The organism is Zymomonas mobilis subsp. pomaceae ATCC 29192, from assembly GCF_000218875.1.
Taxonomy (GTDB): Bacteria; Pseudomonadota; Alphaproteobacteria; order Sphingomonadales; family Sphingomonadaceae; genus Zymomonas; species Zymomonas pomaceae.
In genome coordinates, this window is record NC_015709.1 from 1,688,828 (window position 1) to 1,710,916 (window position 22,089).

The window sequence follows — 22,089 nt, forward strand, 5'->3', positions numbered from 1 at the left end:
CTATAGTAAGCCTTTCATCGGACATTTTGTCCGGCAGGGAAGTCCCTGTTAAAGGATCATGCAACAGCACTTTTTCTTAAGGACTGAAGACGACCGACGCCTCTAAATATATCCAACATAGGGGTTGATACGCTGATAACAATGACTGATTAGTTTATCTAATGTCATATCTGCTTATTTTTTCGAGGTGGTGCAGGATAAAAACGCCATAATACCCCACCTTCTCCGATAATTTCTGATAAACTGGCCTTTTTGCCTTGCTGCAAAAAACCAATAAAACGCGTAAGGTCTGTCCCACGGACTTGTTTTTTTTCACCTACGCGTTGAAGACACAATACTACTAAGCGCCGTAAAATTTCTATTGGTAAATCCTCTGGATCAAAGCGCACTCCTTTGCCCTGTAATCGAATCCTCGCCGCCGCCTCTTTTTGGGTAATCCAGTCCAATGCTTCTTCTGATTGCTGACAATATCGGGCAGTGTTAGCTAACTTTCGTCGGTCAATCCAAGGCGCTGCAATAAGTAAGCGTCGAAAATGAGTGCGGTCATAATGGGGGTTGTCATTGGATGGATCACTAACCGCTTTTAACCCTGCCTTTTCAACAATAGTGGCTAATTCCAGTCGTGAAAAATCGAGCAGGGGACGCAACAATCTTATAGTTTGTCCTTCTGCTGAAAAGAGGACATTAGGTCGGATAGCGGCAAGCCCCGCAATACCGCTGCCGTGTGCCGCCCGCATTAACAAAGTTTCAGCCTGATCATCCGCATGATGGGCGGTCATCAAAGCAGTAACCTGTCTTTCTTTGGCCCATTGTGCCATAAGCGCATAACGCCGAATACGTGCGGCGGCTTGAATACCTTCGCCTGTTGCTTCGATCTGGGTTGTCAAGATTTGATGCGGGATAGCAAGCTGCTGGCAAATCTGGGCGACAAAACGCGCTTCTTCAGCCGATTCCTGCCGTAAACTATGATCGACTGTTACGGCTTCAACGTCAAAACCACTGACATATCCCAATAACAGCAGCGCAAGGCTATCTCCACCACCCGAAACAGCAATGCCCAATTTCCCTAATTCAGAAACTGAGGCTGCATGCTGTAAAGCTAGATGAAAGCGATGGGCCTCTGTTTCAAGAAGGGTTTTTAAATTATTTTTCATGAAAACAGACTAAAAGATTACAGTTTAAAGCATAAGATAGAAACGACCTAGCACCCTAAATTAACGGCATTTGGCTTGGTCCTGCCCCTTTGTAATACGATCTTTCAAAGAATCGCCTAGCTTGTCACTGTAAACATCCAATAATTCGGCATATACTTTACATGCATCTTTAGGGCGGGGCGGTTTTAAAGCCATCAAGGATTGGCCTAAGAAATAGAGACTGTCGGGCGCACGTGCCCCCTGAGGAAGAGTCTGGTAATTAGCATAAAAAATTTCTGCAGCTTGGGCTGGTTGCCCAGAATCCAAATAAGCCCGTCCCATCAAATTACGGGCATAGCTGGCACGATGGTGATCTGGATATTTTGTAATAACTGATTTTAAAACCGTTTCCGCTTCTGGATAGCGCTTATCCATCCATAATTTATATCCCGCAAGATAGGCTTGTTCTGCCGGATCGCTATTAGAATCAGCATTTTCAGCGATCAAAGCTGTTACCGATTTATCGGCTGTGGTTTTTGTTGCGGGCCCTATAGGGGCAGGGGACGACGTTACTGTTTTTTTTGTATCCGTCATTTTATTAACAGATGATTTTACTGTATTATCGGCCTGATTTTTATCAGAGGTTGCCTTGGTAACAGGTGCTACCGTCGCTATCCCTTTTACGTCATCGCTCTTACTGACAAGCGGTGTATTATTTTTTATATTAGAGGCATTATTGGGCTTGGTCATATTATTTTGAACCGTATTGGATTGCCCATTATTGCTTGACTGTGGGGGCATATTTACCGGATCAGTATCACCGGTTACACCCGCTTCAGCCGGCGCTGTCAGTCGTGACTGCATTTCTGTTTTGAAATTTTCAAACTGCTGTTCCATTTGGCGCAGCCGATGACCATTTTCTTCTGTCTGTGCCGTCAACTGAGTCATTGATTGCTCAAGAGAATCCACCCGCGCACTTAATACAGTAAGAAGGGACGTATCAGGTTGATTAGGGGCCGCTTCTGTAGCGACAGGTGCCGTAATTTCTGGACTCACAATTTCATGATTTTTGCCATCCGGGAAAATTTTACGCTGAACAGCCCGCATTTGCCTTTGAAGCTGATCGACCTGTTGATTAAGCGTATCAGAGGTTGGCGTTGCTCCCCAAAGAGGAGCGCTTATAAAAGTGGACGATAAGCAGATAAGAAGCAGTTTGCGGTGTAATTTCATTTTCAATTCCATACTAGCCATGCATAAAAACCGCCTTCAACGGTACAAACCCCGACTATTGATAGCAGTCAGGGTATGACAGACGATGAACAGGCCAAAAAAGAAAAATGTCGTGTCGGGTTTTCTCTTTGATATTTTTATAGACTAGAGCACTAAGCAGAAAACAGGTCAATGTTTACCATTTCCCGCTTTATAATTCCTGTTTTAACAAAAAAATCATTCACTGCGGCTTCTTCGAAGATATATTCAAAGCTGTTTTCGTTATACCCATTCTAATTGCTACTTCCTGCTTGACTGGATGGGCTAATAGGTGCCGCCGTTAAAAGGCTATCTGGCTTTAGACTGAAATCTTTGACCTTTTTGGAGGGTAAAATAGAAGGGGGTAAATTTCTTGTCGCCACCATGACGGTAAGGGCTTCTGGGTGATTGGTTCTTAATAGAGGATCTTTTGCGGTGGCAGGAATTTCGAAATGATCACCCGTGTTTAAGGTCTTTTCAAATAAAACTGGGCCAGATTTTCCATCATAAACGCGTAACCATACCGGTTTTAAAGCGACTAAATTTACGGCAGCTTTGGGGGTATTTTCGATCGTCGCATCTGTAGCATTAGCTAAAAATGTATTTGTCATTGATGGCGAATAAATCGCCTGATTCTCGACTGCCGCAATAGCCGAGTTTTCCGTCTCGGCATTGATATTACTATTGTCATTGACATTACTACTGTCAGTTACAGTAGACAAATTTTGCGCATAAGGTACCGACGGCGTAGAGTGATGATTATTCCACAAAATACCGCCACCGATTATAATTACGCCTGCAATGACACAAGGCACGATTAACCGCCAAGGCGGCACGCGGGCCGGATCAGTCGGGGCATAGGGTTCAATAATGGGCTGTTGTTTTGTAGCTTCGCCCATAGTCTGACGGAAACGAGCCGCTAATGCCACTCCGTCTAATCCCAAGAGATTGGCATAAGTTTTGACAAAACCCGCACTATAGGTCGTAGCGGGTAACCCCTTACTAGACCCTTCTTCAATAGCTTCTAAATGACGAACAGGAATACGGGTCTGGCGAGAAACTTCATCCAGCGTCAGCTTTTGAGCGATACGGGTGCGCTGTAAAATTTCACCTACTTTTTCAGACATTTCCGAACGGTTATCCGTTGAGGTTGTCGGTTGGTCCTCTTTATTGCCCTTCATTATATCCCCGATCTCCTGTCATGAGCCTCAAGTTTATTTTGAGTAAAAAAATTGTGGTCAAAAGGCTCATTGTTTAATTGATATTGATTAGAACGAATGTTTATTAAATTTATATCCTACATTGCTTAAATATAATTGAATTATTTAAAATAAGACCCTTGAGGCCACTACCTCAATAAATCTGTACTGTTAGCTTAATGATATATTTACCGCTTGATTTTCTGGTTTTTTTGCCAATTTTTAATGACTTCCAGCGCTTTTATCATGTGACTGTCGGTATCTGAAGAAACATAAGTCAATAATATGCGGCGATCGGGTGCAATGACATAGGTCGTATTATTCTGAGGTGATAACGGGTTATTAAGAGCATAAAGGCGCGTTACGCTAGTATCAGCAATAGCCACGGGTAAACGGGATCGACATCCGGTCGTAAAGGGCATCGAATTTTTTATGACAGAAAAAGCGATTAGAAAAGCTCCATAGAGCCGTAGTTCAGAGGCTGATTTTATGAGGGGTTCTGCTTCCCTACTACAGGCGAAATCAGGGGATTCAGATGAAAAATAAAGCACAACAGGGCCATTTTTAAGCATCTGATCAAGGTCGAAATGAAAAGGCTGACCCATCGTTATGCCTGATACTTTAAAGGGAGGGGCATGAAAACCGCTCGATAAAGTGGCTTTGGCAGAAGACGGCCGTAAGGCTATGTTTGCTAACCCCAAGGTTAATAATGCGGCAATAATTTTAGATTTCAGAATGAATTTTTTTGAAAGAGCCATAGGGTTATACTTTTTTAAAAGAGCATTTATTCTAAGGGTATTAAGCGTATAAATTAAATATTATAGCAAAATAACATTTATAGTTTTGCGTTATTTTTTTGTGCTGTTAACAAATAATCGACAGCTTTATTTTCCGTTAAGATAAAGCCCCGTATGGGCGACCATATCAAACCCATAATATGGGTGATCCTAAGGCCTGCATTTTCCATAAAATGTTGGGTCTCTTCCGGTTTTAAAAAACGATTCCAGTCGTGGGTACCTGTAGGAATACCGCCCAAAGTTTCCCCAATATCAATAATCATCAAACGGGATAGTAAAGTGCGGTTAGGCGTAGATAGGATCAGCAAGCCATCTTCTTTTAATTTATCGGCTATCTCATTGATAAATTCTTGAGGGTCTGCGACATGTTCCAACACTTCCATCGCTGTAATAAGATCGAATCGTTCTCTGCCGAGTGATTCCATCCCTCCTGTAAGGTAATTTATTTTTAAATTCTGTTGATCTGCATGTTGCTTTGCGACCGCAATATTTTCAGCTGCCGCGTCCATTCCTGTCACATCAGCCCCTAATCGTGTCAAAGGTTCAGCTAACAATCCCGCCCCACAGCCAATATCGAGCGCTTTTTTCCCTGATAAAGGCTTAATATTGTCTATTACCCTTGAAAAATGCCGGTCAACAGCGCTTCTTATATAAGAAAGTCTAGCCGGATTCATTCTATGCAGCATGGCTGAACTGCCAAAAGGATTCCACCATTCCTCCGCCATTTTGCCAAAATGTTCCGCTTGATGACGATCAATAGTGGACATGCCTTCTTCATTTTTTTTATCGGTTAGTTGACCAACTGATGATAATGAATCTGACGCAGCGCTTGCTTTCATTATAATACATCCCTACAAAATCGCTTTTGCGTCTGCAAAGCTGGTTTTCTGCTACAATTTTTGAGCGTTTCTTTATGGCCCGTATCGTGATGAAGTTTGGTGGCACGTCGGTTGCAGGATTGGAAAGAATCCGCAATGTGGCCCGTCGTGTCCAAAAAGAGGTGGAGGCCGGCAACGAAGTTGCTGTCGTTGTTTCCGCAATGTCCGGAGAAACAGACCGTCTGGTTGGTTTCTGTCGTGAAGCGGCTCCCCTTTATGATCCCGCAGAATATGATGCGGTAGTTTCCTCTGGTGAACAAGTAACCAGTGGTCTTTTAGCTATTGTGCTAAAATCGATGGGATTAAAAGCCCGTAGCTGGTTTGGTTGGCAAATTCCGATCCACACAACCGATGCTTATGCGAATAGCCGCATTGAATCGATTGATACTGAACGCTTGACCAAGGCGATGAGTTCCGGAGAAGTGGCTGTTGTAGCTGGTTTTCAGGGTGTCAGTGATGAAGGTCGGGTAACAACCCTCGGCCGTGGCGGTTCCGATACCTCGGCGGTTGCCTTGGCGGCGGCTTTGGAAGCTGACCGTTGCGACATTTATACAGATGTCGATGGGGTTTATACCACAGATCCTCGCATTGTCTCTCGTGCCCGTCGCTTAGATCGGGTCACCTATGAGGAAATGTTGGAATTGGCTAGTGTTGGTGCCAAAGTCCTTCAGACGCGGTCTGTCGGTCTTGCGATGAAAGCACGAACCCGTCTTCGGGTGCTTTCATCCTTTGGAGATCCCGATTTACCACCAGACGGTGGAACCTTGATTGTTTCGGAAGACGAAATCAGAGAAAGCGATATGGAACGTCAGATCATTACCGGCATTGCTTATGATAAATCTGAAGCGAAAGTAACCTTAATGGGGGTACCGGATAAGCCCGGCGCCGTTGCTCAGATTTTTTCTCTATTAGCTACCGCCCATATCCATGTTGATATGATTGTGCAGAATGTTACCTATGATTCGCACACAACCGATGTCACTTTCACTGTGCCTAAAGCGCAGCTTTCTCATGTTCTTGATATTTTAGAGAAGGCAAAGTCCGAAATCGGTTTCGATCGCGTCATGAAAAATGACAATGTCTGTAAAGTCAGCATTGTCGGTGTGGGTATGCGCAGTCACCCGGGTGTTGCGGCGACCATGTTTAATTCTTTGGCCGATCGTGGCATAAACATTTTAGCAATCACGACTTCTGAAATTAAGGTTAGCGTTTTAATTGACGATGCCTACACTGAATTAGCCGTGCGGGTTTTACACACCGCTTATGGTTTGGATGCGGATATGCGTCCTGTCAATGAAGAGGCCGTTGCATGATAAATAGCGTCAGCAAGCAAGCTCAGGTTCTTCCTCAAGCCGATAATGATGATAAGTTGATACGAGGTCATAAGCTGCTTGAAAAGCTTATGACGAGGGGCGCAGATTTTTTAAATTGTCGCTATGCTATTATGGGCGGCGCGATGAGTTGGGTCAGCGAACGTCATCTTGTATCTGCTTTATCGAATGCGGGTGGGTTCGGGGTTCTTGCTTGCGGGGCTATGCCACCTGCTCTTTTAGATGAAGAAATTACCGCTACAAAACAGCTAACAGATCAATCTTTTGGCATCAATTTAATTACCATGCATCCGCAATTGGATCAACTGATTGATGTCTGCCTTAACCAGCATGTAAGCCATGTGGTTTTGGCAGGGGGATTGCCGACGACCGCCGCCATTGAAAAGCTGAAAAAGGGGGGCATAAAAGTTATTTGTTTTGCCCCTGCGCTTGTTCTTGGGCGTAAACTTCTAAGAGCGGGTGTTGATGCCTTAGTTATTGAAGGTATGGAAGCCGGTGGTCATATCGGGCCCGTCACTACGACGGTACTAGCACAGGAAATCTTGCCGACATTGTCCAAAAAGATTCCGGTTTTTGTCGCAGGCGGTATTGGCCGTGGTGAATCTATCGCGGCTTTTCTGGAAATGGGGGCTGCGGGCGTCCAGCTGGGAACCCGTTTTGTCTGTGCAACAGAATCTATTGCTCATCCACGCTTTAAACAAGCTTTTATTCGAGCATCAGCGCGTGATGCAATTACTTCGGTACAGATAGATTCGCGTTTACCTGTCATACCTGTCCGAGCTTTAAAAAATGCTACAACAGAAAATTTTATTGCTAAACAGCGTGAAGTAGCCAAAGCTTTGGATGATGGTGAATTAGCTTTGCCCGAAGCTCAGCTTATGATTGAGCATTATTGGGCAGGATCGTTACGACGCGCTGTCATTGAGGGTGATATTGAAAATGGGTCTGTCATGGCTGGACAATCGGTTGGCATGGTAAAGCAAGAAGAACCCGCAAGTGATATTATAAATCATTTGGTGGATGAAGCGGCTTTAGCACTCGCAGCCCGTGCTTTGGCTTGCTAATAACAGGATTATGTCTCCTTCCCAGCAGATAGCAACGATAGCAGCGCGTGAAATTTTAACGCGATTGCATGATGTTATGGCCTCCCGTTCTAATGCGCAGTCAAAATTAGATCAGGTCGTCCGGATTATCAGTACCGCTTTATGCAGCGACGTGTGTTCCATCTATTTACTGCGCGATGGGGTATTAGAACTTTTTGCAACCTATGGTTTAAAACAAGAAGCTGTCCATGTCACCAAGTTGGCATTAGGGCAGGGGCTTGTGGGCACAATCGCCCGTGACATGGCTATTCTCAATTTAAGTGAAGCTACTAGTCATCCAGATTTTGTGCACAACCCTGAAACGGGTGAAGATTTATTCCACAGTTTTGCGGGGGTTCCCATTGTCAGACGGGAACAATCCGTTGGGGTACTAGCTGTTCAAACTACGGATCCTCGTCGTTTCGCCGATATCGAAGTTGAGGCCTTACAGACGGTCGCTATGGTATTAGCTGAGCTGATATTTAGTGCCGGATTGATTGATGAAAATAGTCTGTCTAGTGGCGGTGTAAAAGACCAAGGATCTTTACGGTATAATGGTCTGAAACTGGTGGAAGGGATGGGACGTGGCTATGCTGTTTTCCATCAGCCCCGTATCACCATTGAATTCACCGTTGCTGAAGATGTGGAAGCAGAACGCCAAAGACTCAATGCGGCTTTCTCGCAGATGCGAGAACAGATCGAGAGGATGGCGCAGGATGTCGAGTTTTTTGGTAGTTCCAATGATCATCGGGAAGTTCTCGCTACTTATCGTATGTTTGCCTATGATGAGGGTTGGCGTCGCCGGATTGATGAAGCCATTGATAGTGGCCTGACAGCGGAAGCAGCTATTGAGCGGGTACAACAGCATAACCGAATGCGGATGCGGGAAATCGGCGATCCGTTGCTAGCTGAACGTTTGCATGATCTGGAAGATTTATCTAACCGCTTGCTGCGCTTGGTTTCCGGTCAACTTGGTACAGCCGCTCGATTAGGTCTTCATAGTGATGCTATTCTTATTGCCCGTAATATGGGGCCCGCTGAACTTTTAGAATATGATCGCCGTCGACTAAAAGGCATTGTACTAGAAGAAGGCTCATTGACCTCTCATGTGACTATTGTCGCCAAGGCCATGGGTATTCCCGTTTTGGGGCGGGTTAAGGAAATCCATCAGGGTGTTCGTGAAGGAGATCTCTTGCTGGTGGACAGCAATCAGGGGGCCGTATTTATTCGCCCAACCCCTGAAATTGAGGAAGCCTTTGCAACCCGTTTTGCACTCAGTCGTAAAAGACGGGCTGAATTTGCAGCGATGCGGGATTTACCCGCTATCACGCGAGACAATCATCGTATTGAATTAATGATTAATGCCGGATTGCGTGATGATGTGGCCGCATTGGATGCAACCGGTGCCGATGGTATTGGTCTTTTTAGAACAGAATTTGAATTTTTGGTTTCTTCTACCCTGCCCCAAAGAGAAAGGCAGCTTCGTCTCTATCGCGATGTCTTAGATGCCGCAGGTAATCGACCTGTTATCTTTCGAACAGTGGATATTGGTAATGATAAAACATTACCCTATATCAACAACAGTGAAGATGAAAACGAAGAAAATCCAGCCCTCGGCTGGCGTGCTATTCGTTTAGCGCTCGAAAGAAAAGCGCTTTTGAAAGTGCAGGCGCGGGCGCTTATCGAGGGCGCTGCAGATCGTCATCTTTACGTGATGTTTCCGATGATCGCAGAGCCATGGGAATATGATCAAGCACAGACGCTGTTTGAAAGTCAGAATAAATGGCTGATTAAACATAACAAGCCACGAGCTAAAGTCATTCACTATGGCTCAATGCTGGAAGTACCTTCTTTGGCCGAGAGTCTTGATATTCTGTTGCCGAAGCTCGATTTTTTATCGATTGGCACAAATGATCTCATTCAGTTCTTTTTTGCCGCAGATCGTGCGCATCCCAAGCTGGCAGAAAGATATGACTGGTTATCTCCGGCTTTATTGCGCTTTTTAGCGCGTATTATTGATCAGGCTAATGCTGCCGGTTGTAAAGTAGGATTATGTGGTGAGATGGGCGGTCGATCGCTGACAGCCATGGCCTTGATCGGATTAGGGCTAAAACGCCTCTCTATTACACCTGTTGCCATCGGGCCTATTAAGGCAATGATCCGATCTTTGGATCGTGATGCTTTTGCACCTTTTTTGCGCGATTTATTAGCCCGTGGAGTCAGTAATATTGGCGAGCATTTGGAAAAATGGGCTGATAAACATGGAGTGATTATCAACTAATCAATTCACTTTGAATATTTTTTGATCTTATTCAGATGAGGAGAAGGGAAAGTTTTTTGCGTGTTTAAAAGACACTCTTAGGCTTTCCCTTTTTTAACTATCCAGATGCTGGTAAATAGCTTCTGTGATCTGTTGTGGTAATTGTCCTGCCATGCCTTCAAAGGTCGTATTGGTTAATATAACAGCGGTTATACTCTGTTGACGATCAATAAACCATCTATGCCCATAAACACCACCCCATTGTAGGGTGTTTTTTGATTGACCTGTCCCTACAATTTGGGGGTCTATAATGAGAGACCCCCCATAGCCAAAACCAAAACCGGGTTTTTGGGAGGCCATTTTTGCCCCGACATGATTGGTAAACATACGGTCTACACTACTCTTTTTCAGCAAGCTGTCCCCGTTCAAACGAATTATTTCTAAAAAACGCAGAATATCGGGTGCATTACCTACCATGCCGGCACCCCCTGAAGGGTAGGCTGTTTTTTCTTCGGCACGCCTGGGTGAAAAGATGATTGCCCCTTTCTCATCAGGTGAGAGAATCTCTTCAATGCGCATTCTTTTAGGCATAGGGTCGGCATTATAATAAGGGGTCGCCAAAACGTCTGATGTCCCCCAAAATCGGCATGATTCGAGCCCTAAAGGCGCAGTAATATATTTCTCGATAATATTGGGTAAGGGGCGGTCACAGATATTTTCAAGCATGGCGCCGACAACATCAATAGCTAAAGAATAATCCCATTTCTCTTCGGGTGAATAGAATAAAGGCGCTAACGCCAGTCGTCGCATGTTTTCATCTAAAGTAAGCGTTGGGCAGTAATCAATACCATCAGAAATGCCTAAACGATGATAGATAGAATCTTTGGGTAAGGCGAATCCGTAACTTAAACCAGCCTGATGGGTTAGCAAATGGTGCAGGGTAATAACCGGATGTTCCCCTGTTTCGGGTAAGGTCGGTTTGAAATAAGGGAGCCAACGCGTTACGGGCGTATCAAGGGAGATAACGCCTTGTTCTACCAATTTTAAAGCAGCCACTGTTACAAAAGGCTTGGTCACTGAAGAGAGACGAAAGGCTGTCTCTAGATGCATAGCCTTTTGTGCTTCACGATCTTTCCATCCAACAGCTTTTTCATAAATCAGACGGCCTTTATGGGCAATCAGAATAACCCCGCCCACTAAACGCTGATTTGCTAAAGACTGCGCAATGACTTTATCAAGCGTTTCTGACAAATTGGTTGCCATAAGGCTGTCTTTCTCTTCAACAAAACCCGTATATTAGAACCAATAAGCACAAAAATAACGCATTGCCTAGAAATCTATTTTATTGTTGAAAGAAAATTAAACTGACAAAGTTAATCGACAATGGAAAGAATATTCTCCTTTCATCAAGGATAAAAGCTGATTATTTTTAGAAATTTTTTAAATAAAAGGGATAATAACCTTTAAAAAATTTCTAAAAACAATCAGCTCTGTTTTTTTAATTAAAAAGTATTCAGATCTAGATTAAGCGATTTTGCCTTTGGGCATCCTCTTCTAATACATCGCTTTGATAATCAGATCTGTTACTTCTATCTTGCATCTTCTATCTGGCTAGCTTGTTGCTCTTATTCCAGACAGATAATTCCACGTTTTTAACCAAAAGTTTTGGTACGGACGCGCAAGATATTATGACATGCCGAGATGAAAAGCGTTTGACCCTGTTCACCAAAGCAGCAATTTGAAAGCGCCTGCCCTGGTTCGCCAGCGATCAACCCTAAACATTCACCATCGGGGGCAAAGATATAAAGACCGCCCGAAGCAGAAGCAAAAAGATTGCCTTGTTTATCGATGTTCATACCATCAGGTAAACCCGGGAGACCCTGATCAAAATATTCTTTACGGAAATTGCGCAAAAGCGTGCGACCCGTTGGTAAACCGTCGGTACCCATGGAATAAACCCAGATATTAGGGCTGGCACGATCAGAATTCGAAACGTAAAGCTTGGTTTCATCTGGTGAGAGCGCTAATCCGTTCGGACGGCTAAGACCGGCTTCGATGAGATCAAGTTTCCCATCTGGGGAAAGGCGGAATACACCGTTATAGTTCATTTCCTTGATGTCAGATTCATCAAGATTGGTCAGACCATATGGCGGATCGGTGAAGTAAACCGCACCTGATTTAGAAATAATAAGATCATTCGGGCTATTGAAACGCTTGCCCTTATAATTATCAACCACCACGGTACGCTGACGTGTTACCGGATCGAGTTTCATAATTGCACGGGAGCCACTATCTGCAATCCAGACTTTACCGTCAGGGCCAACTTTCATGCCATTTGAGCCCGGTTCGCGGAATTGACCAGCGGGAACAGGTTCAACATGCCCTGAAGGCTTTAGAAAGATACTGGTACCGCCATCAGCCGTCCATTTACGCATGATGTTAGCGGGGGGGTCGCTGAACAGCAGATAGCTGCCATTTTTGATCCAGACAGGTCCTTCAGACCATTGAATATTGGAAGAAATTACCTCGATAGGGGTTGAAACATCCAAAATGGAGTCAAGACGAGGTGAAAATTTAGTAATTTTACCGATAATTGATCCGTTCATAACATTTTTTGCAGCCTGGGCTGCCCCTGTAATTGAAGCTGTTACTGTCATAGCGGCAATAGGTACCACAACAGCTGCGGAAAGGCATTCACGACGAGACATACGACCAGTGGTCATTTAACGACTCCTGCAACTAATCGGGTCTTTATTCAAAAAAGGTCACAAAAAGTCTTGTTATTTCTCTGAAAAATTTAAGAAAAAATCCTGATAGAACGCGCTCTAAAAAATACGTTTGAAATAAAATTCATTTATCGCTACTAATAAAAGCAATTCCATACGCCATGGTAAACGTTGTCATAAATGATGCGTATTTTATTTTTCCCAAAATATTAATTTTATTCCATCTATAATAAAGAAACGTTTTCTCGCTACTAGCAATAATATGTCATAATTTTTTTGAAGATAGCCTGAAACATATCAGGCGTCAGGCGTTTTGTATTCTGATTATAACGGGAACAATGATAACTATCGATCAGACGTAATCCTGAAGGTAGTGGATATTCAGCACCATGTTTAAAAGGCATTTCTGCCAAACGAATATTAAAATGCCGCAAAATAGTCTGATGGGCGATCTGTCCCAGCGCTAAAATTATCTTTAAATGAGAAAAATTCTGAAGTGTAGCCTGCAAAAAAGGGCGGCAGGTTGTTATTTCAAGAGGTGTCGGCTTGTTAGCGGGGGGCAAACATCGGACTGCATTAAGAACTGAAACCCCTTTTAACTGAAGACTATCATCAATTTTTTCTTCGTAAGTGCCGGTGGCCAATCCGAAATGAATAAGGGTTTCATAAAGAAGGATACCGGCGAAATCGCCTGTAAAAGGGCGACCTGTTCGATTGGCACCTCGCATCCCCGGAGCCAGTCCGATAATGGCCAACCATGGATCGGGATCACCAAAAGGCGGAACCGGTGCATTAAACCAAGCTGGATGAGATAACTGTAGCGCATGTCGAAAATCAGCCAAACGGGGACATAGCGGACAATCAGGGTCAGGACGCAAGGGAGAATTTGAAAAAATCGGTGTTTTTAAAGCGGGTAAAGGGTTCCTTTTTTTATGAGGACTTAATTTTTTTGTCTTTGATATAGGCCGAGAGATAGTCATGGAAAAGCGATAGAATATTTTTGAAAAAGGATAAACTGCTGACATATCTTCAGAAAGAATTCCCTTTTCGTTAAAAAAACGTGTTTTAGATTTTTAAAAAGAGCATTTGATTTTTTTCTTTTTTAAAGCTTCCCGGCCAGTTTCCATTGCCTCATTTTCGTTTCAGGATATATAATAATGTTATACGCGCTCGCATTAGGGTCTAATCGGTGGCATGGCCGCTATGGAGCACCAAAAGCGGTTATAGACGCCGCTATTGCCGATTTAAGCGCCCAAGGGCTTACTATCAAAGCACAAGCCACTATCTTTGAAACACAGGCTGTAGGGCCAGCAGGGCGACGTTTCGCCAATACGGCTATTATTGTTCAAACTACGTTGTTGCCCCTATCTTTATTGGCGCTTTGTAAAAAAACGGAACAGCTCTTTGGAAGACGGGCAGGGCGGCGATGGGGCGCCCGTGTTCTTGATATTGATATTCTGCTATGGGAAAAAGGGCGTTGGCCACAAAAAAAACAACCTCTATTACGGTATCGCCCCGGCCTAACGTCGAATAAACCGCCTGCCTTATGGCCAACACTGCATATTCCCCATCTAGAAATTAGCCGCCGTGATTTTGTGCTAAAACCTTTAACCGAGATAGCTGGAAATTGGCGTGTTTTTGAAAAAAATAGGTTTTTTACCGTTAAACAGCTTTATTTTCGTTATAAGTGCTTGACCCCTAAGCAATAAGTCCCTAGGGAAGCACTCCCAGACGGGGAGTTGATTCAACGTCTTTCAAAAATTAGGTCTTCATGAATATTTTATAATATTTCTGATGATAGACCTTGGTTGGGTCCGTAGCTCAGTTGGTAGAGCAAGCGACTTTTAATCGAGAGGTCCCGGGTTCGAATCCCGGCGGACCCACCACCTCTCTCCTTATTTTTATCGCCAAAAATGACAAAGCCGGATGGCTGTTACCGCCGTTACGGGAAGTCGACTTTTTTTAAAGCCTGCGTCAGAGTATTTCTGTCTTTCCCCTATCAAAAAAGCTAAAAGCTATTCCCGAAAGACTTCGGTAATTTTGTCTTTCTAAAAGAATAGCTTTTAGTAGGGCGTTATCCGGCCAAGGCGACTTTCGCTAATCCTCGAGAAAGTTGTACTAATCCGTTTAATCTTGATTTTTGGTCAGGCCAGTTGCGCTGGATAACCAGTTTTTGATCTGGTCTTAATTTAGCGGTGCCTTTTAATTTCTGAATGTAATTCAGTAATCCGGTTACATTCGGAAAATTATCGTTGTTAAAAGAGATTAACGCACCTCGGGGGCCGCCATCTAAGCGGATAATATGCGCTTGCCGACAATTCGTTTTGATTTCGATAATAGCCATCAGATTTTTCGTTTCCTGAGGCAAAGAACCAAAACGATCAATCAATTCAGCCGCAAACGCATCAATATCTTCCCGATTTTTAATGTCACTCATCCGGCGATAAAGCGCCATACGTAAATTGAGATCGGGGACATAACTTTCAGGAATTAAAATCGGGGCATCAATTGTTATTTGCGGTGAAAATTCATCCTGTTCTTTTGCGGCTGTAAGATCCCCTGATTTTGCTTCTAAAATCGCATCTTCCAGCATGGATTGATAAAGCTCAAAGCCTACTTCCTTGATATGTCCGGATTGTTCATCCCCTAAAAGATTACCGGCACCACGAATATCAAGATCATGACTGGCTAATTGGAAACCTGCCCCCAAAGAATCCAAGGTTGACAGAATATGCAATCTTTTTTCAGCCGTTTCACTGATAGCGTGATTGATGGGGGTCGTCATATACGCATAAGCACGGGTTTTGGACCGCCCTACGCGTCCTCTAATTTGATAAAGCTGTGACAAGCCAAAGCGATCGGCACGATAGACAATCATCGTATTAGCACTTGGAATATCAAGACCCGATTCAACAATTGTGGTGGACAGTAATACATCAAAACGTTTGTCGTAAAAGGCGGCCATGCGTTCTTCAACTTCTGATGCCGCCATTTGTCCATGGGCTATAACAAAACGGACTTCTGGCACTTGATCGGTCAAGAATTTTTCAAGATCAACCAAGTCAGAAATACGCGGCACCACAATGAAGCTTTGTCCGCCCCGATAATGTTCACGCAGCAAGGCTTCCCGAATAGCAACGGGGTCCCAAGGCATGACATAACTACGAACAGCCAGTCTATCGATAGGCGGCGTCTGGATAACCGATAATTCACGCAAACCAGACATTGCCATCTGTAAAGTGCGGGGAATAGGTGTTGCGGTCAGGGTTAATTGATGAACATCATTTTTTAAGGCTTTCAATCTTTCTTTGTGGACAACGCCGAAATGCTGTTCCTCATCGACGATGACCAACCCTAATCGTTTAAATTGGATAGTTTTTGATAAAACTGCATGGGTGCCAATAACTATATCCATCGTCCCTTCGGCCAATTCCTGACGACAAATTTTTGCTTCTTTAGCGGGTACCAGCCTTGAAAGACGGCCAATTTTTAAAGGAAAACCTTCAAAACGTTCTATAAAATTGCTGTAGTGCTGACGGGCTAGCAATGTCGTCGGGCATACCAAAACAACCTGAAAACCAGCCATTGCGGCTATAAAAGCGGCCCGTAAGGCCACCTCTGTTTTACCAAAACCGACATCGCCACAGATCAGACGATCCATCGGTTTACCCTTGGCCAGATCTTCGATAACGTCGCTGATCGCCCGTTCTTGATCATCTGTTTCTTGATAGGGGAAACGATCAACAAAAAGCGGGTAACTAGCTGGATCGGCCAAGGCAACCGGCCCAGAGCGTAGAACTCTTTGCGCGGCTGTTGCCATTAACTGACCAGCAATAGCGCGGATGCGCTCTTTCATTTTTGATTTGCGGGTCTGCCATGCGACGCCGCCTAATTTATCAAGAACGGTATTTTCATGGGCATTGCCATACCGACTGAGCGTATCAATATTTTCAACCGGCACATAAAGTTTATCGCCGCCCTGATAGCTTAACGCAACACAGTCATGCGGCGCACTGCCGACAGGGATGGACGTTAACCCTTCATAACAACCTATTCCATGATCGCTGTGAACGACCAGATCACCGGGGGTCAGACTCGCCAGTTCAGCCATGAAAGCATCGGCTGATTTTCTCCTTTTGGCGCGTCTGACCAGACGATCCCCTAAAATATCCTGTTCGCTTAAAAGGGCGATGTCCGTTGTAAGAAAACCATGATCAATCGGTAACACCATCAAAGCGGCACCAGAAATCTTTGATCGACTAATATCGGCGGCACCCAGTGCTTCTTGCCATGTGTCTGCTTCTATAACGCGTTTCAGACCATGATCGGATAAAAGCCCCGCTAATCTTTCGCGTGAGCCTTTAGAATAGCTTGCCAGAATAACGCGCTTGTTCTGATTATTGAGTGCACCAATATAATCCACGACCGCTTCATAAATATTACCGCCTTGACTACGTTCAGGTGCGAAATCACGCGGGGCGGCAATTTCCAGATCAATAACATGCGGGGCAGGGGGATGATGAAAAGCGGTAATCTGATGCGCTGGCCAGCTTTCCAGATTTTGCAGCCAGTTTTCCCGATTCAAATAAAGCATATCCGGTTTTAACGGTCGGTAACTTCCGGCATCCTGACTTTGATGATCTTTGCGATGGCCGTAATAATCAAGGATAGCTTCAAAACGTTGTTCGGCGGCCTTGATGCAACCCTGATCATAAAAAATGGCATCATCGGTGGAGAGATGATCAAATACGGTTACCAATTTTTCTTCAAACAGGGGTAACCAATGCTCCATACCGGACAGGCGGCGGCCTTCTGATATAGCCTGATAAAGGGGATCAGTCGTCGCTGTTGCGCCGAATAAATCGCGATAACCACTTCGAAAACGTTTGATATTGTCGGGATCTAACAACGCTTCCGAGGCAGGTAATAAGGTAAAACTTTCAATATTGCTGATGCTACGTTGGTCTACCGGATCAAATTGGCGTAGACTTTCAATTTCATCACCGAAAAAATCAAGCCGCAAAGCATAGGGCAAGCCTGATGGCCATAAATCGATCAGGCCGCCCCGAATGGCATAATCACCGGCATGGCTAACCGTATCGCTTTGTTGATAGCCATGGGCCCGTAATAAAGTGACCAGTTGATCTCGATCAATACGCGCATTGGGGGCTAAATACTGGCTCAGCTGACGCAACCGGAACGGCGTTAAAACCCGTTGTGTCGCGGCCTCAATTGTCGTCACGACTAGTTGCGCTGTTTTAGGGCACCTCTGAAGGTCATAAAGTGTAGCAATACGATTTGCTGAAACGGAGAGTGACGGCGATGCCCGATCATAAGGGAGACAATCCCATGCCGGAAAAAATAAGGTTTCTAACTCAGGCGTGAAATAAGGGGCTGTCTCAATAATTGCACGCGCAGCCTGATCATCAGGGGCTATATAAAATAATCGGCCCCCTTTTCCTTTGCGAACGAAGGCACGGGCAATATCGCCTAGCAATAAAGGCTGGAAGCCATTTTCTACGCCTGCCAGAGTCAGGGGCTGCGCCGCTTTTAAAATCTGACTAAGGTCTAAAAACATGCTCGTCCTTTTACGCTCAATATGTATAGTGGTACCCAGCTTGATCCGGTCTGCCACTTGTTCACTATAGAATCTAATCTCGGCAGACAGCCCATTGTTGTTCCATAACAGTTGAAAAATGGATTATCCTGTCTGAAGGATCGGAAGGCCTTTTTACAGATTTCTACCTACAAAAAAATAACAACCGTGTATTGAACTCTGTTTTTGACAGGCTATGCCTTATAAATATGCGTCCTGAAATTCTGAACCCGCTATTTGCTGAAACGGAATCCCTAAAGGGGATTGGCCCAGCGCTTGCAAAACCTTTAAAAAAACTAAATCTGACCCGCATCAGGGATTTGCTTTTCTATCTTCCCTCCGGCCAGTTGACCCGTATTAAAACTGATCATGCCACCGCAAAAGACGTCGGGGCTTCGGTTATTTTGACCTTAACAGCGCGGGAATATCGTTCTTCAACTGGACGAGGGCCTTTTCGTGTTATCGCCACTGATGGTCAGAATGGGGTTATTCATCTGTTATGGTTTGGTAACAATAGTAGTTGGGCCAGAAAGCTGATGCCCCTTGGTGAAACCCGCATAGTCACAGGTAAGCTTGATATTTATCAAGATCAGCTTCAAATTGTCCATCCTACGGAAATTCTGCCGCTTTCTGAAGGGAATAGTATTCCAATAAAGGAAACCCTGTACCCGTTATCAGACGGGTTAACCCATCGCCGACTTTCCCACCTCATTCAACAAGGAATGGAACGCGCACCGGATTTACCGGAATGGATTGAACCCACTTTATTACAAAAAAATCAATGGCCCTCATGGCGTCAGGCAATCGAAAGATTGCATAAAAACCCTGATGATCGTGACGCAAAAATGCGGATTAGTTATGATGAGCTTTTTGCCAATCAATTGGCTTTAAAACTTATTCGTGCTGCCAATCGCAAAAAGCGGGGCTTTCCCTTAAAAGGCAATGGGCATTTACGCGATGCTTTGACTTTACCTTTTAAACCGACAGGAGCACAAAGCCGCGCCATGTTGGAAATCGAAGGGGATATGCAGCAATCTTCTCCCATGCTGCGGTTGTTACAAGGGGATGTTGGATCAGGTAAGACGTTAGTAGCACTGAATAGTCTTTTGATTGCGGTCGAGGCCGGTTATCAGGCGGCTTTTTTGGCCCCTACTGAAATCTTGGCGCGGCAGCATTTTGAAACGCTTAGCCAGCAATTAGCGGGCCTTCCTGTTAATATCGCCCTTTTGACCGGGCGCGATAAAGGTAAATTACGGGAATCTATCCTGATGGGATTGGCTGATGGTTCTATCCATATCTTGGTTGGCACCCACGCCATCTTTCAGGAAAAGGTCAGCTATAAAAATTTGGGGCTGGCCGTCATTGATGAACAGCATCGTTTTGGGGTAGCACAACGTATGATGCTGGCTGAAAAAGCAGAACATACGCCTCATCTGCTTGTTATGACGGCCACGCCTATTCCACGTAGTCTGATGCTGACAGCGCATGGTGAAATGGATGTCAGCCGCTTGGATGAAATGCCCCCCGGTCGTCAACCCATTGAAACGCGCGTTATTGCTGTGCAAAGAATAGCCGATGTTATCGCTTCTCTTGGTCGTCATATCGCGCAAGGCGGCCAAGCCTATTGGGTATGCCCGTTAGTGGGTGAATCTGAAAACGATCTCGATTTTTCTTCTGAAATAGCCTCTGCCGAGCAGCGCTATACGTTATTACAGCAATATTTCGGCGATAAAGTCGGTTTAGTGCATGGTCGAATGAAAGGCCCGGAAAAAGATAAAGTGATGACAGCTTTTTCCAAAGGGGAAATCGCTGTGCTTGTGGCTACCACGGTTATTGAAGTCGGCGTTAATGTGCCTAATGCAACATTAATGATTATTGATCATGCCGAACGGTTCGGGTTAGCACAGCTTCATCAATTAAGAGGCCGTGTAGGACGGGGAAGTGACCGTTCAGTTTGTTTATTGTTGCGTGGTTCTGAATTGAGCCATGTTGCTCGTGAAAGACTAGCCCTTATTCGTGGCTGTCATGACGGTTTTCGTTTGGCTGAGGAAGATTTGCGTCTACGCGGCAGCGGTGAAATTTTAGGCACGCGTCAATCTGGCGAAAATGGTTTTCAATTGGCTTCTCCCGAAGATATTTCAGCCCTTTTGCCTATCGCTAATGATGACGCCCGTTTACTGGTAGATCGTGATGGTGGCCTTTCAGCAGAACGAGGGCAAGCTGCCCGTAATGCGCTTTATCTTTTTGAACGGGATGCCGCTGTCAGTTTTCTTCGTTCTGGCTGACATCCACTCCGTCCCAAAGGCGCGAATAATAGCAGACTTATCCTTCACTCTATCTTTCAAGCGCTTCAATAGGTTTAGTCTGTTTCTCCATATTTTTTGTATGATAGTTTTAAATCTTCCTCTCAATAACAAAACAGACCCTTTAACGCCTTCACTCCAACCCTAAACGAGGGCGTTTTCAGCTTATGATTTTGATAAAGTCATAGAAGCTGTAAAATGGCCTTAACAAAAGAAAGCCTCAGAAAATGATTCTGAGGCTTCCTGGCCTTGAATAGAGGGGCTCTATCCGAAAAGATTATCTTTCTAGTTGTAAGACGCCATGGGCTTTTTTACCCGCAGAAATACGCACAGCTTCTGCTCCTACTGTGATGATCGCTTTTTCATCCAAAGCTTTTTCACCATCAATGCGCGCACCGCCGCCGCGTATCATGCGGCGGGCTTCGGCTTTGGAAGAAACCAGATTTAATCCGACCAAAGCATCAATCAGGCTAATTTCTGTTTTACTTATTGTCATAACAGGTAAGGCATCGCCTGCCACACCTTCTTCAAAGGTACGTTTAGCCGTTTCGGCAGCTTCAAGTGCTGCCTTTTCACCATGCGCCATTTTGGTCGCTTCATTAGCCAGAATTTTTTTCGCCTCGTTAATCTCGCTGCCTTCAAGGGCGGATAATTTTGCGATTTCATCTAAGGATAAATCAGTAAACAGCTTTAAGAATCGTTCAACATCTGCATCATGGGTATTACGCCAAAATTGCCAGTAATCATAAGGCGAACACATATCACCATTAAGCCAGACAGCGCCTCCAACGGTCTTTCCCATTTTGACGCCGTCGGCTGTGGTCATTAAGGGGCTGGTCAGTCCAAAGACTTCTTTACTGTCCATACGGCGCGCTAATTCAATACCGTTGACAATATTACCCCATTGATCTGATCCGCCTAATTGTAGGGTGACGTCCAATCGACGGGACAGTTCAAGAAAATCATAGGCCTGTAAAATCATATAATTGAATTCGAGGAAGCTTAATGACTGCTCCCGATCCAACCGCAATTTGACTGAATCAAAACTTAACATTCGGTTGACTGAAAAATGGCGTCCTACATCGCGTAAAAAAGGAATATACTCAAGCCGGTCTAACCATTCAGCATTATTCACCATGACAGCATCTGTCGGTCCATTGCCAAAATGCAAGAAATGCTCAAAAACACGCCGAATAGAGGCGACATTGTTTTTGATGGTATCATCATTCAGTAATTGACGGGCTTCGTCTTTAAAGGAAGGATCACCGATTTTACCTGTTCCGCCTCCCATCAAAACAACCGGCTTATGACCGCTTTGCTGAAGCCGCCGCAACATCATAATCTGTAATAAACTGCCAACATGCAGCGAAGGCGCGGTAGGATCAAAGCCTATATAGGCTGTAATAATGCCTTCTGATGCGCGTTTATCTAACGCTTCTGCATCGGTAATCTGATGAATATACCCTCGTGTCTCAAGCAAACGCAGAAAGTCAGAACGGAATTGTGCCATAATGTGCCTATTATGAATAATCGCTG

Annotated in this window: 15 protein-coding genes and 1 tRNA gene; 6 read left to right on the top strand and 10 right to left on the bottom strand. The window is 44.7% G+C overall.

The window, feature by feature from the left end; all coding sequences use genetic code 11:
* Window positions 1–164: 164 nt before the first annotated feature.
* The 5 genes from tilS to ubiG all read right to left on the bottom strand — a co-directional run bounded on the left by tilS (window position 165) and on the right by ubiG (window position 5,216).
* On the bottom strand, window positions 165–1,154 hold the full coding sequence (tilS, locus tag ZYMOP_RS07555) for a tRNA lysidine(34) synthetase TilS (protein WP_013934735.1): 990 nt from the start codon (window positions 1,152–1,154) through the stop codon (window positions 165–167).
* 60 nt (window positions 1,155–1,214) lie between these two features.
* Window positions 1,215–2,384 carry a tetratricopeptide repeat protein gene (locus ZYMOP_RS07560; protein WP_013934736.1) on the bottom strand — a complete coding sequence of 390 codons (1,170 nt, stop codon included), beginning with the start codon at window positions 2,382–2,384 and terminating at the stop codon, window positions 1,215–1,217.
* A gap of 251 nt (window positions 2,385–2,635) precedes the next feature.
* On the bottom strand, window positions 2,636–3,562 hold the full coding sequence (locus ZYMOP_RS07565; protein ID WP_013934737.1) for a helix-turn-helix domain-containing protein: 927 nt from the start codon (window positions 3,560–3,562) through the stop codon (window positions 2,636–2,638).
* A gap of 206 nt (window positions 3,563–3,768) precedes the next feature.
* Window positions 3,769–4,338: a peroxiredoxin gene (locus ZYMOP_RS07570; RefSeq protein WP_013934738.1), complete on the bottom strand. Its 570-nt coding sequence runs from the start codon at window positions 4,336–4,338 to the stop codon at window positions 3,769–3,771.
* Window positions 4,339–4,415: 77 nt separating this feature from the next.
* Window positions 4,416–5,216, bottom strand: a complete 801-nt coding sequence (gene ubiG / locus ZYMOP_RS07575; protein ID WP_013934739.1) for a bifunctional 2-polyprenyl-6-hydroxyphenol methylase/3-demethylubiquinol 3-O-methyltransferase UbiG — start codon at window positions 5,214–5,216, stop codon at window positions 4,416–4,418.
* Between the two features lie 74 nt (window positions 5,217–5,290).
* Between ubiG and ZYMOP_RS07580 the strand changes: the two genes are divergently transcribed.
* From ZYMOP_RS07580 to ptsP, 3 genes are all read left to right on the top strand, one after another.
* On the top strand, window positions 5,291–6,568 hold the full coding sequence (locus ZYMOP_RS07580) for an aspartate kinase (RefSeq protein ID WP_013934740.1): 1,278 nt from the start codon (window positions 5,291–5,293) through the stop codon (window positions 6,566–6,568).
* Window positions 6,569–6,657: 89 nt separating this feature from the next.
* Window positions 6,658–7,650, top strand: a complete 993-nt coding sequence (locus tag ZYMOP_RS07585) for an NAD(P)H-dependent flavin oxidoreductase (protein ID WP_041582167.1) — start codon at window positions 6,658–6,660, stop codon at window positions 7,648–7,650.
* A gap of 10 nt (window positions 7,651–7,660) precedes the next feature.
* Window positions 7,661–9,949 (top strand): phosphoenolpyruvate--protein phosphotransferase, encoded by a 2,289-nt coding sequence (ptsP, locus tag ZYMOP_RS07590; RefSeq protein WP_013934742.1) that lies wholly within the window; start codon window positions 7,661–7,663, stop codon window positions 9,947–9,949.
* 93 nt (window positions 9,950–10,042) lie between these two features.
* Here the strand turns inward: ptsP and ZYMOP_RS07595 are convergent, their stop codons facing one another.
* From ZYMOP_RS07595 to ZYMOP_RS07605, 3 genes are all read right to left on the bottom strand, one after another.
* Complete coding sequence (locus ZYMOP_RS07595) at window positions 10,043–11,191, bottom strand: serine hydrolase domain-containing protein (protein ID WP_013934743.1); 1,149 nt, start codon at window positions 11,189–11,191, stop codon at window positions 10,043–10,045.
* A gap of 389 nt (window positions 11,192–11,580) precedes the next feature.
* On the bottom strand, window positions 11,581–12,651 hold the full coding sequence (gene gnl, locus ZYMOP_RS07600) for a gluconolactonase (RefSeq protein ID WP_013934744.1): 1,071 nt from the start codon (window positions 12,649–12,651) through the stop codon (window positions 11,581–11,583).
* Between the two features lie 254 nt (window positions 12,652–12,905).
* Window positions 12,906–13,679: a uracil-DNA glycosylase gene (locus ZYMOP_RS07605; RefSeq protein WP_013934745.1), complete on the bottom strand. Its 774-nt coding sequence runs from the start codon at window positions 13,677–13,679 to the stop codon at window positions 12,906–12,908.
* Window positions 13,680–13,811: 132 nt separating this feature from the next.
* Between ZYMOP_RS07605 and folK the strand changes: the two genes are divergently transcribed.
* Both folK and ZYMOP_RS07615 read left to right on the top strand, forming a co-directional pair.
* Window positions 13,812–14,363: a 2-amino-4-hydroxy-6-hydroxymethyldihydropteridine diphosphokinase gene (gene folK, locus ZYMOP_RS07610; RefSeq protein WP_013934746.1), complete on the top strand. Its 552-nt coding sequence runs from the start codon at window positions 13,812–13,814 to the stop codon at window positions 14,361–14,363.
* Between the two features lie 101 nt (window positions 14,364–14,464).
* Window positions 14,465–14,540 (top strand) — tRNA-Lys (locus ZYMOP_RS07615).
* Between the two features lie 188 nt (window positions 14,541–14,728).
* Here ZYMOP_RS07615 and mfd read toward each other — a convergent pair.
* Window positions 14,729–18,232 (bottom strand): transcription-repair coupling factor, encoded by a 3,504-nt coding sequence (gene mfd / locus ZYMOP_RS07620; RefSeq protein WP_013934747.1) that lies wholly within the window; start codon window positions 18,230–18,232, stop codon window positions 14,729–14,731.
* A 227-nt stretch (window positions 18,233–18,459) separates the two neighbouring features.
* On the opposite strand from mfd, the gene recG reads away from it, so the two are divergent.
* Entirely contained in the window at window positions 18,460–20,535 is a 2,076-nt protein-coding gene (gene recG, locus ZYMOP_RS07625) for an ATP-dependent DNA helicase RecG (protein ID WP_013934748.1), read from the top strand.
* 295 nt (window positions 20,536–20,830) lie between these two features.
* Here recG and tyrS read toward each other — a convergent pair whose 3' ends face one another.
* The gene (gene tyrS / locus ZYMOP_RS07630) at window positions 20,831–22,063 is read right to left on the bottom strand and encodes a tyrosine--tRNA ligase (protein WP_013934749.1); all 1,233 of its coding nucleotides are present in this window, start codon (window positions 22,061–22,063) and stop codon (window positions 20,831–20,833) included.
* Window positions 22,064–22,089 lie beyond the last annotated feature (26 nt).

Excerpts from the sequence above, each read along its gene's own strand:
- tilS (WP_013934735.1), bottom strand. The coding sequence starts at position 1,154 with ATGAAAAATAATTTAAAAACCCTTCTTGAAACAGAGGCCCATCGCTTT.
- ZYMOP_RS07560 (WP_013934736.1), bottom strand. The coding sequence starts at position 2,384 with ATGGCTAGTATGGAATTGAAAATGAAATTACACCGCAAACTGCTTCTT.
- ZYMOP_RS07565 (WP_013934737.1), bottom strand. The coding sequence starts at position 3,562 with ATGAAGGGCAATAAAGAGGACCAACCGACAACCTCAACGGATAACCGT.
- ZYMOP_RS07570 (WP_013934738.1), bottom strand. The coding sequence starts at position 4,338 with ATGGCTCTTTCAAAAAAATTCATTCTGAAATCTAAAATTATTGCCGCA.
- ubiG (WP_013934739.1), bottom strand. The coding sequence starts at position 5,216 with ATGAAAGCAAGCGCTGCGTCAGATTCATTATCATCAGTTGGTCAACTA.
- ZYMOP_RS07580 (WP_013934740.1), top strand. The coding sequence starts at position 5,291 with ATGGCCCGTATCGTGATGAAGTTTGGTGGCACGTCGGTTGCAGGATTG.
- ZYMOP_RS07585 (WP_041582167.1), top strand. The coding sequence starts at position 6,658 with ATGACGAGGGGCGCAGATTTTTTAAATTGTCGCTATGCTATTATGGGC.
- ptsP (WP_013934742.1), top strand. The coding sequence starts at position 7,661 with ATGTCTCCTTCCCAGCAGATAGCAACGATAGCAGCGCGTGAAATTTTA.
- ZYMOP_RS07595 (WP_013934743.1), bottom strand. The coding sequence starts at position 11,191 with ATGGCAACCAATTTGTCAGAAACGCTTGATAAAGTCATTGCGCAGTCT.
- gnl (WP_013934744.1), bottom strand. The coding sequence starts at position 12,651 with ATGACCACTGGTCGTATGTCTCGTCGTGAATGCCTTTCCGCAGCTGTT.
- ZYMOP_RS07605 (WP_013934745.1), bottom strand. The coding sequence starts at position 13,679 with ATGTCAGCAGTTTATCCTTTTTCAAAAATATTCTATCGCTTTTCCATG.
- folK (WP_013934746.1), top strand. The coding sequence starts at position 13,812 with ATGTTATACGCGCTCGCATTAGGGTCTAATCGGTGGCATGGCCGCTAT.
- mfd (WP_013934747.1), bottom strand. The coding sequence starts at position 18,232 with ATGTTTTTAGACCTTAGTCAGATTTTAAAAGCGGCGCAGCCCCTGACT.
- recG (WP_013934748.1), top strand. The coding sequence starts at position 18,460 with ATGCGTCCTGAAATTCTGAACCCGCTATTTGCTGAAACGGAATCCCTA.
- tyrS (WP_013934749.1), bottom strand. The coding sequence starts at position 22,063 with ATGGCACAATTCCGTTCTGACTTTCTGCGTTTGCTTGAGACACGAGGG.